This is a genomic window from Pseudomonas azotoformans (assembly GCF_900103345.1).
In the GTDB taxonomy this organism is placed as follows: domain Bacteria; phylum Pseudomonadota; class Gammaproteobacteria; order Pseudomonadales; family Pseudomonadaceae; genus Aquipseudomonas; species Aquipseudomonas azotoformans.
This window is the reverse complement of the sequence record NZ_LT629702.1, coordinates 4,338,729-4,355,603: the sequence shown is the minus strand read 5'-3', so window position 1 is coordinate 4,355,603 and position 16,875 is coordinate 4,338,729. Positions and strand designations below refer to the sequence as shown.

Annotated in this window: 13 protein-coding genes; 3 read left to right on the top strand and 10 right to left on the bottom strand. The window is 60.2% G+C overall.

The genetic code is table 11. The features are described from left to right. Positions 1-38 precede the first annotated feature (38 nt). On the top strand, positions 39-2,486 hold the full coding sequence (locus tag BLR69_RS19805; protein WP_071494497.1) for a TonB-dependent siderophore receptor: 2,448 nt from the start codon (positions 39-41) through the stop codon (positions 2,484-2,486). Between the two features lie 74 nt (positions 2,487-2,560). Here BLR69_RS19805 and BLR69_RS19800 read toward each other — a convergent pair whose 3' ends face one another. From BLR69_RS19800 to BLR69_RS19780, 5 genes are all read right to left on the bottom strand, one after another. Further along, complete coding sequence (locus BLR69_RS19800; RefSeq protein ID WP_134434897.1) at positions 2,561-3,970, bottom strand: surface-adhesin E family protein; 1,410 nt, start codon at positions 3,968-3,970, stop codon at positions 2,561-2,563. A 122-nt stretch (positions 3,971-4,092) separates the two neighbouring features. Continuing rightward, positions 4,093-5,934, bottom strand: a complete 1,842-nt coding sequence (gene ilvD / locus BLR69_RS19795) for a dihydroxy-acid dehydratase (RefSeq protein ID WP_071494495.1) — start codon at positions 5,932-5,934, stop codon at positions 4,093-4,095. A gap of 247 nt (positions 5,935-6,181) precedes the next feature. After that, positions 6,182-7,381 (bottom strand): MFS transporter, encoded by a 1,200-nt coding sequence (locus BLR69_RS19790; RefSeq protein ID WP_071494494.1) that lies wholly within the window; start codon positions 7,379-7,381, stop codon positions 6,182-6,184. A gap of 123 nt (positions 7,382-7,504) precedes the next feature. Beyond that, on the bottom strand, positions 7,505-8,587 hold the full coding sequence (locus tag BLR69_RS19785; protein ID WP_076955240.1) for a SagB/ThcOx family dehydrogenase: 1,083 nt from the start codon (positions 8,585-8,587) through the stop codon (positions 7,505-7,507). 388 nt (positions 8,588-8,975) lie between these two features. Beyond that, positions 8,976-10,172 (bottom strand): class I SAM-dependent rRNA methyltransferase, encoded by a 1,197-nt coding sequence (locus tag BLR69_RS19780; RefSeq protein WP_003195152.1) that lies wholly within the window; start codon positions 10,170-10,172, stop codon positions 8,976-8,978. A gap of 297 nt (positions 10,173-10,469) precedes the next feature. On the opposite strand from BLR69_RS19780, the gene BLR69_RS19775 reads away from it, so the two are divergent. Together BLR69_RS19775 and mutM are read left to right on the top strand one after the other, a co-directional pair. Continuing rightward, on the top strand, positions 10,470-11,282 hold the full coding sequence (locus BLR69_RS19775; protein WP_172832160.1) for an HDOD domain-containing protein: 813 nt from the start codon (positions 10,470-10,472) through the stop codon (positions 11,280-11,282). 21 nt (positions 11,283-11,303) lie between these two features. Next, positions 11,304-12,116, top strand: coding sequence for a bifunctional DNA-formamidopyrimidine glycosylase/DNA-(apurinic or apyrimidinic site) lyase (gene mutM, locus BLR69_RS19770; RefSeq protein ID WP_071494492.1), 813 nt, complete (start codon positions 11,304-11,306; stop codon positions 12,114-12,116). Between the two features lie 113 nt (positions 12,117-12,229). On the opposite strand, the gene BLR69_RS19765 is transcribed toward mutM, so the two are convergent. The 5 genes from BLR69_RS19765 to BLR69_RS19745 all read right to left on the bottom strand — a co-directional run bounded on the left by BLR69_RS19765 (position 12,230) and on the right by BLR69_RS19745 (position 16,809). Beyond that, on the bottom strand, positions 12,230-12,481 hold the full coding sequence (locus BLR69_RS19765) for a YfhL family 4Fe-4S dicluster ferredoxin (protein ID WP_003195146.1): 252 nt from the start codon (positions 12,479-12,481) through the stop codon (positions 12,230-12,232). 100 nt (positions 12,482-12,581) lie between these two features. Continuing rightward, on the bottom strand, positions 12,582-13,061 hold the full coding sequence (gene coaD, locus BLR69_RS19760; protein WP_003176711.1) for a pantetheine-phosphate adenylyltransferase: 480 nt from the start codon (positions 13,059-13,061) through the stop codon (positions 12,582-12,584). 114 nt (positions 13,062-13,175) lie between these two features. Next, a complete protein-coding gene (locus BLR69_RS19755) occupies positions 13,176-14,771 on the bottom strand; it encodes a GMC family oxidoreductase (RefSeq protein WP_071494491.1) in 1,596 nt (531 codons plus the stop codon). Positions 14,772-14,807: 36 nt separating this feature from the next. Beyond that, positions 14,808-15,353 (bottom strand): twin-arginine translocation pathway signal protein, encoded by a 546-nt coding sequence (locus tag BLR69_RS19750; RefSeq protein WP_071494490.1) that lies wholly within the window; start codon positions 15,351-15,353, stop codon positions 14,808-14,810. 28 nt (positions 15,354-15,381) lie between these two features. Next, positions 15,382-16,809 carry a coniferyl aldehyde dehydrogenase gene (locus tag BLR69_RS19745; protein WP_058426536.1) on the bottom strand — a complete coding sequence of 476 codons (1,428 nt, stop codon included), beginning with the start codon at positions 16,807-16,809 and terminating at the stop codon, positions 15,382-15,384. Between the last annotated feature and the right edge of the window lie 66 nt (positions 16,810-16,875).

The window sequence follows — 16,875 nt, the reverse complement described above, 5'->3', positions numbered from 1 at the left end:
GCCGATCACAGACTTTTTTGCACCGGGGAGCACCATCCATGGCACACCGATTCGCCGCACGGCCCTTGCTGGCACTGGCCATTTCCATGGCCTGCGGCACTGCGCCGCTGTACCTGCAGGCCGCCGAAACCACCCAGGCCCAGACTTACCGATTCGACATTCCGGGGCAGAGCCTGGACGGCGCGCTGGCGGCATTTTCGGCAGTGACACGGGTGCAGGTGCTGGTGAACGGTGAGTTGACGCAGGGGGTGGTGTCGCCGGGGGTAAAGGGCAACCTGGGGCAGCGTGAAGCCTTGGGGCAACTGCTCGGCGGCACGGGGTTGAGCGCGGCGTTTATCAACGCCGATACCGTCACCCTGGAAAAGCGTGTGGATGCCGGTGGCGCCCTTGAAGTCGGCGCCACCACCATCAGCGCTGAACGCCTGGGCGTCACCACCGAAGGCACCGGCTCCTACACCACGGGTGCCGTGACCATCGGCAAGGGCGAGCAGAAACTCAAGGACATCCCGCAATCGGTCAGCGTCATGACCCGCAAGCAGATGGACGACCAGAACACCACCAAGCTGTCCGACGTGGTCAAGCGCACCCCCGGCCTGACGGCGACCAAGTCCCCCGGCCCCGGCATGTTCATCTTTTCCCGGGGTTTCGAGATCGGCACCCTGCAGTACGACGGCGTAGGCATCCCGCGCAACACTTACACGCTGGGCAGTTACCTCACGGAAAACATGGCGATCTACGACCGCGTCGAAACCCTGCGTGGCCCGGCCGCCTTGTTGCAAGGCGCGAACAGCCCCGGCGGCACCATGAACCTGGTGCGCAAGCGTGGCCAGCAGGCGCCGACGGTGACCATCACCGCCAAGGCCGGCTCGTGGGACCACTACGGCACCCAAGTCGATGCCGGCGGCCCGCTCAACCCAGAAGGCACCTTGCGCGGGCGGTTTGTGGCGGATTACGACACCACGAACTCTTTCGTCGACTACGCGGGCGGCTGGAATCAGACCGTCTATGGCGCCGTCGACTACGACTTCACGCCAGACACCACCGTGGGCGTCGGCATCAGCAACCAGAAAGGCCACTCACGCCCCAACTTCATGTCGTTGCCCCGCTACGCCAATGGCAGTGATATCGGCCTGCCGCGTTCGACCTTTGTCGGCGCCAGTTGGAACCGTGCCGTCAACAACCAGACCCAGGTGTTCGCCGACCTGGAGCATCGTTTCAACGATGACTGGAAAGTGAAGGCCGCGCTGGTGGCAATGGACGAGCATAACGACGCGACCTACCAGGCGACGTGGGACACCGTCCCCAACCCCGGCGACACGGGCAATGTGCGCTACATCGACTGGGTGACCGACTTCAATACCAAAAGTCGCGGCGCGGATGTGTATGTCAACGGCAAGTTCGACGGCCTGGGTTTCCAGCAGGAAATGGTCCTGGGCGCCAACTATTCCAAACTCACCACCGACGACCAGTGGGCGCGGGCGGCAACGAATGGCGCGGATATTTTCAACATCGACCACAACCGTGTGCAGCGCGACAAATACCAGTTGTTCCAGGCCGGGAACGCCTCGAAGAGCTGGTATGACATTCGCCAGAAAGGCCTCTACGGCACCTGGCGCGTCAAGGTGCTGGACCCACTGACCCTGATCCTCGGCGCGCGCACCAGTTGGTACGAATACTCCTACATCGGCCAGAGCGGTCGCCAGGGCGTGTACGGCGCCGCCGAGGAAAGCACCACGCAAACCTCCGGCAAGGTCACCCCGTATGCCGGCCTGGTCTATGCCCTGAACGATCAGTGGTCGGCCTACGCCAGCTACGCCGATGCGTTCGAGCCGCAAACCAACCTGACCACCTCCGGCTCTCTGCTCAAGCCTATCGAGGGCAAGAACTACGAGCTGGGCATCAAGGGTGAACTGGCCGATGGCCGCCTCAACACCTCGTTTGCGATCTTCCGCTACGACCAGGAAAACCGTGGCGTCCAGGACCTGCAAGGGCCGATGAACTGCAATGGCTGGTATTGCTCGGTGGCCTCGGGCAAGGTCCGCAGCCAGGGTTTTGAAGCCACATTGGGCGGTGAAGTGCTGCCGGGTCTGCAACTGGTCTCCAGCTATACCTACAACACCACCAAGTTCCTCAAGGACGACACCTACGAAGGCAAGGTCTTCAGCACCTGGACGCCCAAGCACCTGCTCAAGGTGTGGGGCGACTACCAATTGCCAGGGGACTGGCAGAAGGTCAGCGTCGGCGCTGGCGTGACGGCGCAAAGCAGCACCGTTGCCTACGATCGCACCTTCAGCGTGCCGGGCAATGCACTGTGGGATTCGCGGGTGGCCTACAAGATCAACCAGGAATTCACCATCGCGGCGAACCTGAACAACATGTTCGACAAGAAGTACTACATCCCGGCTTACAACGCGAACTGGGGCAGCAACTACTATGGCGACCCGCGCAATGTGATGTTCACCATGACTTACACGCCGCAGTTCTGAGTGCCACTGGAATAAAAATGCCCCGCACGTGGCGGGGCATTTTCATGGGCTCAAACAACCCACGCTATCGCGCGTCACTTCACCGATTTCAAATGCCAGTTCCATTGCGCAACCAACGCGTTCTCATGCAGTTTGATGAACAGCCCATAGTCGCTCAGGTAGGCTGCCTGATAAGTCCAACCTTTCATCTGAACGCAGTCGAGTACCTTGGCTTGTCCCTTCAGGTCCGGGGTGAGGGTGGCAGCCGGGATTTCCCGAGCGACCTTGCAGGTCACGGTTCTTGGCTCGCTGTTCTCTGGCGAAGGACTGCCATCGGGGTTGATGGATTTTGACCATGTCTGGGTGTAGCCCACCTCACTGGCGAGGGGCAAGTTACGCCAATCGCCTTGAAAGCTCAGGCCAACCAAGAGGCGGGTCTTCACCTTGTCACTGCCGGTTTTGCGGTCCAGACCTTGGCTGTCCAGATCGAATAGGCCTTGGAAGGTCAGCTCCTGGTTAAAGCCGAGTGCCGAGTCGCGCGTTTGTACCAGCGTCTGGCCCGATGCGTTGTCGACACTGATGAATGTCTGTTTGGTCTGGTCGCCCACGCGGGTGTTGTTGAAGAGCACGGCGTCATAGTCGTAGGCCAGCTCGCTCAGGGTGCGGGTTGGCGCAGGCAGGCCGAGCGCTCGGATGGCCGCCAGTACGGCTGGGTTGGCATTCGTTGCGCTGGCAGCGGGTGGCAATGCCTGGCGCGCCTTGAAAGCGGGTAACTGGGCCAGCTCCACCGGCGCCTGGCACAGAGCCTTGAAGAGCTGGGCATGTTCGCCGGAAGCTTGCTCCAAGGCTTGCGGCTTGAATTGTCGACGGATTTCGCCGTTGATCATCTGGCGCGTTTCATCGAGGTTGAACTGGCTCATCAACGTAATGGTGCGTTGTGTGCAATCCAGCGTCAGCCGCTCCTGCCGTTGAGTGAACAACGATGCGTTCTTGGCGACCTGATAGTGCAGGTAATCCTCTGCGACCCAGGCGGATATCTGACTGCCTTGCTGCTGCACGCTGTTACGGTCGATCAGCAGCCAGCCCTGATCGGCAGAGGTTTGCAGCACCCGCCAGTCGGGTACGGGGCGTGCCTTGCATACGCTCTGCAATTGAGCGCTTTGCTGCAGTTGTTGGGCCTGTGCCGCCGGCAGGTCGAAGCCTGTTGCCGGTGAGGGAGTAAATGCCCGCAGGCCCGTGCGCGTGGGGTAGAGCATCCTTCCAGGACCTTGTGTGCAGTAGGCGTCGAACTGCACAGAGATCGGGTTTTGCTGCAAATCGACGGAGTACGCGACTCTGTCGCCGTTGCGCAGGATGGTGTAGTCGAGCGCCGGCAGTGTCATGGCTTCGTTGAAGAGTGCCAGGCCTGGGTCCACCTGAGGCTTTTGCAGCGAGCTGCAACCGGCTAACGCCAATAGGGAAAGCGCCCATGCAGCTGGGCGTAGAGCGGTAGAGCGGGCATCCATGCGGGTAAGTTCCTTGAGAATACAGATGCGCCTGTTATCGGCCGGCGTATGAAAAACTACAGCGTCAGAACACCAGGCAAAAAAATGCCCCGCACTTGGCGAGGCATTTTCATGGGCGAGGCTTACAGGCCGTCGAGCATCGCTTTGTTACGCACCGCACCCTTGTCGGCACTGGTGGCCAGCAGGGCATAGGCTTTCAATGCGGTGGTGACTTTGCGCGGACGCTTCTCCACCGGCTTCCAGCCTTTCTTGTCCTGCTCGACCCGGCGTGCCGCCAGTTCTTCATCGCTGATCAACAGGTTGATCGAACGGTTCGGAATGTCGATCAGCACCTTGTCGCCGTCCTGTACCAGGCCAATCGCGCCACCGGCAGCGGCTTCCGGTGAGGCGTGGCCGATGGACAGGCCCGAAGTACCGCCGGAGAAGCGGCCGTCGGTCAGCAAGGCGCAGGCTTTGCCCAGGCCCTTGGATTTCAGGTAGGAGGTCGGGTACAGCATCTCCTGCATGCCCGGGCCGCCTTTCGGGCCTTCGTAGCGGATGATCACGATGTCGCCTTCTTTCACTTCGTCAGCGAGGATGCCGCGAACCGAGCTGTCCTGGCTTTCGTAGATCTTGGCGCGGCCTTCGAACACGTGGATGGACTCATCCACACCGGCGGTTTTCACCACGCAGCCGTCCAGGGCGATATTGCCGTACAGCACGGCCAGGCCGCCTTCTTGGGAGTAGGCGTGCTCGACACTGCGAATGCAGCCGTTTTCACGGTCGTCGTCCAGGGTGTCCCAGCGGGTCGACTGGCTGAACGCGGTTTGTGTCGGGATACCGGCCGGGCCAGCCTTGAAGAAGGTGTGCACGGCTTCATCGTCGGTCTGGGTGATGTCCCACTTGGCGATGCCTTCGGCGATGGACTTGCTGTGCACGGTCGGCAGGTCGGTGTGCAGCAGGCCGCCACGGGCCAGCGAACCGAGGATCGAGAAGATCCCGCCGGCGCGGTGCACGTCTTCCATGTGGTACTTCTGGATATTCGGCGCAACTTTGCACAGTTGTGGCACGTGGCGGGACAGGCGGTCGATGTCGCGCAGGTCAAACGCGATCTCGGCTTCCTGGGCGGCGGCCAGCAAATGCAGGATGGTGTTGGTGGAACCGCCCATGGCGATGTCCAGGGTCATGGCGTTTTCGAACGCCTTGAAGTTGGCAATGTTGCGCGGCAACACCGACTCATCGTTCTCGCCGTAGTAACGCTTGCACAGCTCGACGATGGTGCGGCCGGCCTGCAGGAACAGCTGCTCGCGGTCGCTGTGGGTGGCCAGGGTGGAACCGTTGCCCGGCAAGGCCAGGCCCAGGGCTTCCACCAGGCAGTTCATCGAGTTGGCGGTGAACATGCCGGAGCACGAACCGCAGGTCGGGCAGGCGCTGCGCTCGTATTCCGCGACCTTCTCGTCAGAAGCGCTGGAATCGGCGGCGATGACCATCGCGTCGACCAGGTCGAGGCCGTGGGAGGCGAGCTTGGTCTTGCCGGCTTCCATCGGGCCGCCGGACACGAAGATCACCGGGATGTTCAGGCGCAGGGCGGCCATCAGCATGCCGGGGGTGATCTTGTCGCAGTTGGAAATGCACACGATGGCGTCGGCGCAGTGGGCGTTGACCATGTACTCCACGGAGTCGGCGATGATCTCGCGGCTCGGCAGGGAATACAGCATGCCGTCATGGCCCATGGCGATGCCGTCGTCCACGGCGATGGTGTTGAATTCTTTGGCGACACCGCCGGCGCGTTCGATCTCGCGGGCGACCAGTTGGCCCAGGTCCTTGAGGTGGACGTGGCCGGGTACGAATTGGGTGAACGAGTTGGCAATCGCGATGATCGGCTTCTTGAAGTCGTCATCTTTCATCCCCGTGGCACGCCACAGTGCGCGGGCGCCGGCCATGTTGCGGCCGTGGGTGGATGTTTTCGAGCGGTAATCTGGCATGGAGCACTCCGGGCGGCTAATCAAGTACTAAAGGGGAGTGAGCTTCTATTTCACTACTGGAACACCCGAAAAATGGCCGTGTGTCCGGAAGTTGCCACTCGCGTCGCGGGATCGCCGCTTGCGTGGGCCTCGAGCTCATAAACCCGCCGGGGGATGACTGGCGATGAATAGGCCGATTCTACACCGCTGGCGGCTGGAGGGAATGGCCGAAACCGTGAAGATAGCGGCTACGGGACGTGCGGGTGGGTCAGCGTCCGGTTCTGGCATTGGTCAGCCAGCCCCACAGGCTGAAGACGATGAAGCTCAGGGCGATGCTCATCAATAGGTTGGATCCGGTTTGCGCCAGGGCGGCACTGCTGATGGCGGCGGTCAGGAACATGATGCTGTTACCCGCCGAGGCGGCAGTGCCCGCGCTGCTCGAGAACAGCAGCATCGCCGCCGAAATCGCCGCCGGGCGAACCAGGGTCACGGCCAGGGCGCTGATCAACATCGGGATGAGCAACGTCACAGTGGTAATGGCATCGAGGCTGACGATCAGCGTTAACAGCACGCCGGCGACGAGTAGCAGCCCCAGGCCGATATTGATTTGCCGGGACAGCGCAATGCGCTTTTGCAGGTACGAGGCTGCAACGCCGCCCAGCAGATAGGCCACGCCGTACACCATCAGCACCAGCGCGTACTGGTATTCGGAGAGCTTCAGCGCATCCATGAAAATCAGCGGTGTCACGCTGATCAAGGCGAAATAACACGCGAATACCAATGCGGCGATCCACCAGTAGCGCAGGAAGTCGCGGTTGCGGGCGACGGCTTTCAGCGTGCCGATGATCGACACCGACATGCGGTGCGGGCTGGCGGACTTGGACGGCAGGATGCAGAGGGCATGGACCAACATGCCCAGTGCCATCACGGCGAACCCATAAAAGCTGCCTTGCCAGTCGAAGGTGGCTTGCAGCCAGGAGCCGATCAACGGCGACAGCGCGACGAATGAACCGCTCAGGGTCATGTAATAGAGGCGCACGCGGGCGCGGTCTTGTTCCTCGAACAGGTCTTCCACCAGGGCGTGGCCCAATACGAAGAAACCGCACCCCAGGGCCTGGACGCTGCGAAACAACAAGAAGGTCAGATAGTCTGGCGCCAGTGCACAACCGATCGCTCCCAGGATCGACAGTGTGATGCAGCCGAGCAGGACTTCCTTGCGCCCCCATTTATCCGAGAGCGGGCCAGTGATCAGTTGGGAGATGGAAAAGACCAGTGTGAACAGGCTGATGGACAGCGCCACATCGGCGGTGGGTGTATCGAACCTTTCAGCCAAGGCGGGAAAGGAGGGCAGCAGGATGTTGATCGGGAAGAAGCTGATAAGCGAGATGCAAGTAATGAGGATGAAGCGTGAGAGTTGGTGGCGTTTTATCTCGCGGCTGAGTAAGGGCGAGCAGGAAGGCTCAGACATTGTATTTGTTATCCGGTGGGGTGCCAAAAACCGATATTAGCCTTGGGTGGCGAGAATTCAATCAATAAAGGTGGAGTCATTCTCTTCCCAAGGCATGCTGTAATGGGCTGCATCGCCAAGGCCTCAATCAGTCCTCAAAAGCTTTTCGAATTCATCGCTGAAAACCTGACCGTCGCTGTAACCGGCGCCTACGAAAAGAACTAACTGCTCTTTAATGCCCTGTATGCCAAGGACTTTCTCGATCTTGGTGTCGTTGAGAGCGGAGGACAACCAAGTGTTAAGCCCCATGGCGGTTGAAATGAGCTGAGCTGTTTGTGCGATGTGTCCGGCTTCTATCAGGGCAACTCGGTAGGCTCTGGAGTGTGGGTACTTCCACCACAGTTTGTCGAATCGCGAGGTAATAAAAATACCAAAGGGAAGATTGTCAATGAAATGCTGGCCGTTAAGGTAGTTTCCAAGTGGCTCTTGTATTCGGCGAATCAGCCTGAGTGCGTGTAGCTCCGGGTGGTAATAATAAAATCCGGGGTTTACGCCTCTTATGTTGTGCGCATAAATATAACCTTCGCTGGAGCTTAATCCACCACCTGACGGGCTGCTTCGTCTAGCGCGGAAAGAGGAGGGCGTTAAATGTGAGGTGTCTTGCAGGCGTTCTTTTAAGTGTCCTAGAGATAGGTAGAGCAGCGTACTTAGGTCTTCTAAAGAAATGCTTTTGTTTAAATAGGTGCGGCAGGTTTTTCGCTTAATTAACGTGTGTTGCAGTAACGGGTATGTTCTGAGAGATTCGTTTGGTGAAGGTTGCGGTAGACTGATAAAGTCTTCTGGTTGGAGATGGGCGAACCGATTCGAATCAGGAGGACTCGTGCGCATTACGCTCTGGCAGTGGGCCAAATAATGAGCGGCCCAACTGACGCTGTCTGTAGGTTGATCAGCGTCTGATAAGTCTTTTGTACCAATGTGGAATATCCTCGACAATTCATCCCATCCCCACTGGTTATCTAACGTTGGCGCACCTTGTTGAATAATTGCATGGTGAGTGAATGTCGAGTCGATCTCAAACTCAGGGTCATAAAGCGAAAGGTCGTATATTAGCTCTAGCAGTCGCTGCGAGTGCGCGCGATCTAATTCAAATTGCTCATGAGTTTTGTAGTTCCAGATAATCAGATGTTGTGATTTGGTTAAGAAAAATAAGTTGGGATTTATTTGCATTGTTTTCTTCCCGTTCTTAGGGCTGGGTTGGCGTACACCCCAGCTCGTAATCAACGACTTATTTAGGCATTCCGATCAATGCGAATGCTGCCAGTGCTTTTGACTCAAGAACGATTGCGTTCATATCAGCTCTCCATTTCATTAAGTTAAATAGCTGTCACACAATTTGATTGTGACGGAAACTAGGCTAGGCGCTGGTTTTAAATATATCTAGTCAGGAGGGGTAGGAAGATTCTGGTGGCGTTGTAGTATGTTTTTGCTGTAACGATGAAGCTATATGTGGTTTTTGACTTTGTACAAAAAATTAAAAAGTTTGCTTTTATATGAAGGGTCGGCTTTGTGAATTGATGCTGCCCGGAGCCAGTCGGGCAGCATCGCGGGAAAAAACTCAGCTATTGGGCAACAACCGGCACGTAATGCTCTTGATATACCGCGTCTCGGCAATTGCCGGGTGCACCGGATGATCTGGCCCTTGGCCGCCACGCTCCAGCATCTGGATATTACGGTCCAGGTGACGGGCGCTGGTCAGCAGGATGTTTTGCAGGTCGTCTTCCGGCAGGTGCATGGAGCACGACGCGCTGACCAGAATGCCGTCCTTGCTGAGCAGGCGCATGGCTTGCTCGTTGAGGCGGCGGTAGGCGCCTTCGCCGTTCTTCATGTCTTTCTTGCGTTTGATGAAGGCCGGTGGGTCGGCGACGATCACGTCGAAGCGTTCTTCGCTGGCTTTCAGTTCTTTCAAGGCTTCGAACACGTCGCCTTCGATGCAGGTCATCTTCTCGGCAAAGCCGTTCAGCGCGGCGTTGCGCTCCACGCCGTCGAGGGCGAAGGCGGAGGCGTCGACGCAGAACACTTCGCTGGCGCCGAAGGCTGCGGCTTGCACGCCCCAACCGCCGATGTAGCTGTACAGGTCCAGCACGCGCTTGCCCTTGGCATACGGGGCCAGGCGGGCGCGGTTCATGCGGTGGTCGTAGAACCAGCCGGTTTTCTGGCCCTGGATTACCGGGGCTTCGAATTTCACGCCGTTTTCTTCCAGCGCCACCCACTCCGGCACCAGGCCGAATACGGTTTCGACGTAGCGGTTGAGGCCTTCGGCGTCGCGCGCGGCGGAGTCGTTCTTGAAGAGGATGCCGCTTGGCTTGAGCACTTGGGTCAGGGCGGCGATCACGTCTTCTTTATGCGCTTCCATGGTCGCCGAGGCGATCTGCACCACCAGAATGTCGCCGAAACGGTCGACCACCAGGCCCGGCAACAGGTCGGAATCGCCGTAGACCAGGCGGTAGAACGGCTTGTCGAACAGGCGATCGCGCAGGGACAGGGCGACGTTCAGGCGGTGCACCAGCAGCGACTTGTCCAGCGGCAACTTGATGTCGCGCGACAGCAGGCGGGCGCAGATCAGGTTGTTCGGGCTCATGGCCACGATGCCCAGGGTCTTGCCGCCGGCCGCTTCGAGGATGGCCTGGTCGCCCGCCTGGAAGCCGTGAAGTGGGGTGGCGGCCACGTCGATTTCGTTGCTGTAGACCCACAGGTGGCCGTTGCGCAAACGACGATCGGCGTTGGCTTTGAGACGCAGGCTTGGCAGGGACATGACGTCGCTCCGGAAAAAAGAGCGGGAGTATACCGTGTTGTGTAGGAATTGGCGGCGCCGCCGGACATGTGGGAGCGGGCTTGCTCGCGAAGGCGGTGGGTCAGTCGACAACTCCAGTGACTGGCACTCCGCCTTCGCGAGCAAGCCCGCTCCCACATTTGATCACATTCCAATCCGGTTTTTGAGGTGTCGGTCAGGTTCCTATAGAGGGTAGAATCCCCGCCTAGCCCAGAGTGTGTACTTATGTCCCAAGAGCTTTCCGCCGAACAGATCCAACAGGCCCTGCAAGGCATCAGCGTGCCGCCCCAGCCGCAAATCATGGTGGATTTGCAGATGGAGCAATACATGCCCGACCCAGACCTGGAAGTGATCGCGCGGCTGATTTCCCAGGACCCGGGCCTATCCGGCGCGTTGCTGAAGATCGTCAACTCGTCGTATTACGGCCTGAGCAACAAGATCGCCTCGATCCAGCGCGCGGTGAACCTGTTGGGCAGCCGTTCGATCATCAACCTGATCAACGCGTTGTCGATCAAGGGCGAAATGAGCGACGACACCATCGTCACCCTCAACCGCTTCTGGGACACCGCCCAGGATGTGGCCATGACTTGCCTTACCCTGGCCAAGCGCACCGGCGCCCAGGCGGTGGACGAGGCCTATGCCCTGGGGCTGTTCCACGATTGCGGCGTGCCTCTGATGCTCAAGCGTTTCCCCAACTACATGGCGGTGCTGGAGCAGGCGTATGCCAATGCCGGCCCCGATTGCCGCGTGGTCGACACCGAGAACAACGCGTTCAACACCAACCATGCGGTGGTTGGCTACTACACCGCCAAGTCCTGGCGCCTGCCGCAGCATGTGACTGACGCCATCGCCAATCACCACAACGCCCTGGCGATTTTCAGCGATGAGTCAGCGCGCAATTCGCAACTGAAGAACCTGCTGGCGATCCTGAAAATGGCCGAGCATATCTGCTCGTCCTACCGCGTGCTGGGTAACCAGGCGGTGGACCATGAGTGGAACGCCATCGGCCACCTGGTGCTGGATTACGTGGGGCTGTCGGACTACGACTTCGAGAGCATGAAGTTGTCGATCCGCGAACTGGGCGCCCACTGACCCTTCCTTAAAGAGGCACACATGCCCGAGTTACCAGAAGTCGAAACCACCCGGCGCGGGATTGCGCCGCACCTGGAAGGCCAGCGGGTCAGCCGCGTGGTGGTGCGCGAGCGACGCCTGCGCTGGCCGATCCCGGAAGACCTCGATGTGCGCCTGTCCGGGCAGCGCATCGTGCTGGTGGAGCGGCGGGCCAAGTACCTGCTGATCAATGCCGAAGTGGGCACCTTGATCAGTCACTTGGGCATGTCGGGAAACCTGCGCCTGGTGGAGGTGGGCATGCCGGCGGCCAAGCATGAACATGTGGATATCGAACTCGAATCAGGCCTAGCCCTGCGCTACACCGACCCTCGGCGGTTTGGCGCCATGCTCTGGAGCCAGGACCCGCACAACCATGAACTGCTGCTGCGCTTGGGGCCGGAGCCGCTGACCGACCTGTTTGACGGTGAGCGGCTGTTCCAGCTGTCCCGTGGGCGCTCGATGGCGGTGAAGCCCTTTATCATGGACAACGCGGTGGTGGTGGGCGTGGGTAATATCTATGCGACGGAAGCGCTGTTTGCGGCGGGGATTGATCCGCGTCGCGAGGCCGGCGGTATTTCGCGGGCGCGTTATTTGAAGCTGGCGATCGAGATCAAGCGCGTGCTGGCTGCTGCCATCGAGCGCGGCGGCACCACGTTGCGCGACTTTATCGGCGGCGACGGGCAGCCGGGCTATTTCCAGCAGGAACTGTTCGTCTATGGCCGGGGCGGCGAGGCGTGCAAGGTCTGCGGGAGCGAGTTGCGCAATGTGGTGCTGGGGCAGCGCGCGAGTGTGTTTTGCCCCAAGTGCCAGCGCTGATCTTGTGTGATGGCTGATGCCGCCTTCGCGAGCAAGCCCGCTCCCACATTCGACCGCATTCTCATATTGGAACTCGGTCAACTGTGGGAGCGGGCTTGCTCGCGAAGAGGCCCTTAAGCCTTACCGGTAATCTTCCGGTATTTCTCCATCAACTGCTCTTCCGTCTCGGGATGGGCTTCATCCAATGGAATGCAATCCACCGGGCACACCTGCTGGCATTGGGGTTCGTCATAGTGGCCGACGCACTGGGTGCACAGGTTCGGGTCGATCACGTAGATCTCTTCGCCTTGGGAAATCGCAGCGTTCGGGCACTCGGGTTCGCAGACGTCGCAGTTGATGCAATCGTCGGTGATGATCAGGGACATGGAAACTCCTGCCAGGGCTGTCAGCCAAGGCATCTGAAAACTAATGCGCGCAATTGTGCCGCATTGGCGCCCGCAGCGCGAGCAGGCGCCGATTGGGGGCTTATTTCTTGAAGCGCAGTGTCAGCGCATCCGCCACAGCCGGGTGCACGAACTTGGTGATATCTCCGCCCAAAGCGGCGATTTCACGGACCAACGTCGAGGAAATGAACGAATAGCGCTCCGACGGCGTGAGGAACAGGCTTTCCACGTCCGGCGCCAGTTGGCGGTTCATGTTGGCCAGCTGGAATTCGTATTCGAAGTCCGACACCGCACGCAGGCCGCGCAGGAACACATTGGCGTTCTGCTCCTTGGCGAAATGCGCCAGCAGTGTGGAAAAGCCCACCACTTCCACATTGGGCAGGTGTTTGGTGACCTCACGCGCCAGCTCCACGCGCTGTTCCAGGGGAAACAGCGGGTTTTTCTTGGGGCTGGCCGCGACCGCGATGATCACATGGTCGAACAAGCGTGAGGCACGTTCGACCAGATCGCCATGGCCTTTGGTAATCGGGTCGAAGGTACCTGGGTACAACACTCGGTTCATCGCGTCGTCCTGGCGGAGTCCGTTGGGGAACCGGATGGTATCGCAGCCGTCCCGGTCGGGAAAGTCAACTTATGCAGAAGAAAGCACTATAGACACGGCGAATACCGTGTTTTTTCACGCTGTTTTCAGACGTTCGGCCAAGGCTGTCGCCAGTTGGGCGGTCAAACCGTACACCGATAATTGTGGATTGGCCCCAATGCTGGTGGGGAATAGAGAACCATCGTGGATCGACAGATTGCGCAACTGATGATGGCGACCCAGGCTGTCGGCCACTGCATTTTTCGGGTCTTCACCCATGGCGCAGCCGCCCATCACATGGGCGCTGCCCAGGGTGGTTCGGTGCAATTCCAGGTTCAACCCGTCAATCACGCGGCGTGCCTCGGCCAAGGTGTTCACGAACCGCGCGTCGTGGTGCAGCGGCTTGACCGACTTGGCGCCCGCCGCGAACTGGATCTCGGCCATGCTGTGAAACGCCCGGCGCAGGCCGTCCCAGGCATAGGGTGAGACCTGATAATCGAGCACCGGCGTACCGTCACCGCGTAAATCCACGCTGCCGCCCTGGCTGTCGGGGTGAAAACCGTCACGCAACAGCGCAAGCATGGCGTGGGTATGCGGCAATTGGCTCATGTCCAGAGCGTTCTGCGTGCCATAGCCGCCAAACAAGGTGCTGGCTAAGCCTGGATGCAGGGGCGGTGCTTCCAGCTTGTAGGACATTTTGCCGGTCGTCCCGTCCTGCCATTGAAAGTGATCGGAATAGATCGACTGCGGCGCGCCGTAGAACGGGTTGATCACCTCGTCGAACAGCCCGGCGGAGAAGTTCACCAGATGCAGAAAGGTACGCTTGCCCAGCCGCGAGTGCGGGTCGGGCGCGTCCGAGCGCATCAGCAGCGCCGGGCTGTTGATGCCGCCGCCGGAGAGCACGTAATGCCTGGCCTTCACCGTGATCTTGCGTCCGGTAGGCGCCACGCAACGCTCGTCCATCGCCACGCATTCCAGGCTACTGATAGCGTCGCCTTTATAGACGAGGCGCTCGGCGCGGGCCAGGTACAACAGCTCGCCGCCTTTTTCCAGGGTCGACGGGATGGTGGTCACCAGCATCGACTGCTTGGCATTGACCGGGCAGCCCATGCCGCAATAACCCAGGTTGAAGCAGCCACGCACATTGCGTGGGATCACGTGCCAGCTGTAGCCGAGCTTTTCGCAGCCTTTGCGGATGACATCGTTGTTGGCATTCGGGGGGATAGCCCACGGTGCGATGCCCAGGCGCTGCTCCATTTTTTCGAACCACGGTGCCATCTCGGCGCTGCTGTGGCCCTTCACCGCGTATTCGCTGGCCCAGTGGGCGAGGGTGGCGTCCGGGGTGCGGAAACTGGACGTCCAGTTGATCAGCGTGGTGCCGCCCACCGCCCGGCCCTGCAGGATGGTGATGGCGCCGTCCTTGCTCATGCGGCCGATGCCTTCCTGGTACAGGCTGGCGTAGGCCTCGTCTTCCAGCAGTTTGAAGTCGCTGCTGGTCTTGAGCGGGCCTTCTTCGATCAGCAGCACCTTGTAGCCGGCGGCGCTGAGAATCTCGGCAGTGGTGCCGCCTCCGGCGCCGCTGCCGATGATCGCCACATCGGCTTCCAGGGTCAGGTCGTTATCGAGCGCGGCGCCATTGTGGGTCTTCCAGCCACGGGCCATGCCGTCGCGGAACAGGTCGGGTACGGGCATCAGGGTCGTCTCTTGTTTTTATGGGGGGGCGGCGAATCAAATCTTTGGCGGGCCGGGGTAACCGCAATGCGCCCAGGACGCCGGCTGGAAATACCAGGCCATGATCACCAGCTTGAGCAGCGAGCCCTGGCCCATGCGCAGCAGGTTCAGGTAGCTGTTTTCCCAGCGGTGCAGGAAGTTGCGGATCTGCTCGGCGCTGGCGTTTTCCCAACTGCCCCAGATCCCGGTCAACGGCCCACGGGTGACGCCCATGCCCAATACGTCGAACAGTTGCTGGGTGAGCTTGAACATCTGCGGCGACAGGTGTTGCAGGCTGTAGTCGAGTTTTTTCAGCGTGTCTTCAATCCCGGCGGCCACGTCCTGGGCGCTGGCGACGCCTTCGAGCAGCACCGGGATCACCGCGCGCAGGAACGGCAGGTCACTGGCTCGCAGCATGGCAAAGCCGCTGGCCGGCGTGCTGCTGGAGCAACCGCTGAGGCTGGCGCCCAGCCCGGCGGTCGCCAGGAAGGCGCTGGCGCACAGGCCAATCTTCAAGACGCCGCGCCGCGACAGCGCGGGTGAATCAGTCAGGCTAGGGTTCATTGTTATTGTTATCCCGTGGTTGGCGGTTTCAGCGAACGAACAGCTTCTGGATCAACTTCTGGATAGCTTTGCCGTAGGGCGGATAGATCAGCTTCGCTGCGTTCAGGCGCTGCTTCACCAGTACACCCTTGGCTTTGCTGAACGTCAGGAAGCCCTCGTGGCCGTGGTAGTGGCCCATGCCCGACGGGCCGATGCCGCCAAACGGCATGTCGTCCTGGGCCACGTGCAGCAGCGTGTCGTTCAGGCATACGCCGCCGGAGTGGGTCTCATGAAGTACCCGGTCCTGCTCGCGCTTGTTGTAGCCGAAGTAATACAGGGCCAGTGGGCGAGGGCGTTGGTTGATGTAGGCAAAGGCCTGGTCGATACCCCGATACGGCACGATAGGCAGCACCGGGCCGAAGATCTCGTCCTGCATCACGGTCATGTCATCGCTGACATTCAGCAACAGGCTGTGGGCCATGCGCCGCGCCTGACCCTGGTCGTACAGCGGAATCAGGGTGGCGCCCTTGTCGGTGGCGTCCTTGACGTAGGCATTCAGCCGGGCCAGTTGCCGTTCGTTGATGATGGCGGTGTAGTCCGGGTTGTCGGCCAGGGTCGGATAAAACCCGCGAACAGCCTGGGTGTAGGCCTCGACGAAACCGTCGACGCGGTCTTCCGGCACCAATACATAGTCGGGCGCCACGCAGGTTTGCCCGGCGTTCAATGCCTTACCGAAGGCGATACGCTCGGCTGCGTCCTTGAGCGGTACATCCGCAGACACGATGGCCGGCGACTTGCCGCCCAACTCCAGAGTGACCGGCGTGAGGTGTTCGGCCGCCGCACGCATCACATGCTTGCCGATGCTGGTGGCGCCGGTGAACAGCAGGTGGTCGAAGGGCAGCTTGGAAAACGCCATGCCTACCTCGGCTTCACCCAGCACCACGCACACCAGGTCTTCCGGGAAGATTTTCGCCAGCAGCGCCTTGAGCAATTCGCCGGTAGCGGGTGTGGACTCACTGAGCTTGAGCATCACCCGGTTGCCGGCAGCGAGGGCGCCGACCAACGGGCCGATGGCCAGGTACAGCGGGTAGTTCCAGGGCACGATCACCCCGACCACGCCCAATGGTTGATAGATGACTTTGGCCGAGGCCGGTTGGAACGCAATGCCTACAGCCCGCCGCGAAGGTTTCATCCAGCCCTTGAGGTGTTTGCTGGCATAGTGAATGCCATGCAGGCTGGGCATCAGTTCGGCGAACAGTGTCTCGTCGGCACTGCGGTGGCTGAAGTCCTGGCTGATCGCGTCGATCAGCGCCTGGCGCTCGTCGCTGAGCAGATCGCGCAGGGCCTTGAGCCATTGCTGGCGCTGCGCGGCTGGCGGCATCGGGTTGGCGGCGTAGGCGCGGCGCTGGGTATCGAACAGGTGCTGGAGCTGGTCCAGTGCCTGGGAATCTTGCAGGTAGGCAACGTTGGCAGACATGGCGGCGTTCCCGATTGTTATAGGTCTGCCTGGATTTTTAGAGTCATTACTCTAAATTGTCAAATA